Annotated in this window: 1 protein-coding gene and 1 pseudogene; both read left to right on the top strand. The window is 63.7% G+C overall.

The window, feature by feature from the left end; translation table 11 throughout:
- Positions 1 to 370: 370 nt before the first annotated feature.
- Positions 371 to 632: pseudogene (locus ABZV42_RS40170) on the top strand (hypothetical protein); the annotation flags it as partial.
- 551 nt (positions 633 to 1,183) lie between these two features.
- The coding region (locus ABZV42_RS40165; RefSeq protein WP_356057133.1) for a hypothetical protein at positions 1,184 to 1,376 on the top strand (193 nt) is incomplete at its 3' end.

Raw genomic sequence — 1,376 nt, 5'->3', positions numbered from 1 at the left:
CCTGGGTCAGCCTGGCCAGGGCCGTCTGTACTTCGCCGACGTCAACGCCGACGGCAAGGCCGACCTCGTCGTCCACAGCACCGACGGCAAGGTCGCCACACGCACCAACACCGGCACGTACTTCCAGATCGCCCCGGGCGAGGACTGGGTCTGACGGCCCTCCGTCACCAGGCTCCGGCGAGACCTCTCGCCGGAGCCTCAACCGAAGCTACCTGTAAGGGAATCACATGCCCTGGCAACGGAATCCGTGCAGCGCGGGCCACGGGGCTGATGGCTGGCATCGCCGCAGTAGGCGCGCTCACCACCACGCCGGTGCAGGCCGTCGGCGGCGATGTGGCCGCGGACAACACATAGAACTCTCGGGTTGATCATGGTGGAGGGGATCGTCGGTGAGGAGTGCGTCGCCGTCGCACAAAAGGGGCACCGGTACCCGGTCGAGGTGATCTCCCACTGCGTGTGGCTGTATTTCCGCTTCCCACTCAGCTTCCGTGAGGTGGAGAAGCTGATGCTCCAGCACGGCGTCGTCGCCTCCTACGAAACGGTCCCGGCGGTGGTGCCGACAGTTCGGGCAGGCCTATGCCGACAGGCTGCGCCGCCCCCGCCCCCGCCGCCAGCCCCGGCCCGGGACAAAAGGCGAGCCGAGATGACCATACGCTTCGCCATCTGGGACCAGATCACCGGCGCTGTCGGCCGGCCTACCACGGCCTGAACACAGGCCCGGACCGCAAGCCCACCATGTCCCGACACGCCGTCAGGCACCCACACATCCAACAACGTGACAGCGCCCTGCCGTGACAGGGCGACGGTTTCCCGTTTCTCCGGCAGTCCCATGGCGGATGCCGGCGACCACCTCCACATCATCCAGGACGAACAGGACCCCGCGGTAAAGCATTTACATGGAACGCATCGATGCGCCATTCGCGGACCTCACATCCGAACTTCTTTACATCCAGGCGCCGGATCGAACAAAAGGGACCGAATTTCTATTTACGGTTCCGTGCAAATGTCATTCACGTGATGCTCCTCAGGCAATTGGCGTCACTGCTGCCAAACATCTCGTCCAGGCAGTCAACTCATCGCGGTAGATGCGCAGTTCTCGGCATCAGCCGTAAGCCACCTGTAACTGACAGTCACTCACCACCGGTGGGCAGCTGCCGGTTGCCGAGCGATTGGGATTTGATTCTTGACCACCACGTTCTGGAGCAGACGGCGCATCCTGACCGCTGCTGCTGCGGCCACGACAGCCGCTACGCTGCCCCTCGCCACGACCGCCCGAGCCTTAGAAGTCATCTCATTTGGTGAGTCTGCGATAGCAGATGAGGGTGCAGGCGATGCTGGCGAAGGCGAGGAAATGAATGGCTTGTCGTTCGTAGCGG

The sequence above is a fragment of the Streptomyces sp. NPDC005281 genome, assembly GCF_040607495.1.
Classification (GTDB): domain Bacteria; phylum Actinomycetota; class Actinomycetes; order Streptomycetales; family Streptomycetaceae; genus Streptomyces.
The sequence above is the reverse complement of the archived record's forward strand: the minus strand, read 5'-3'. Positions and strand labels throughout refer to the sequence as shown.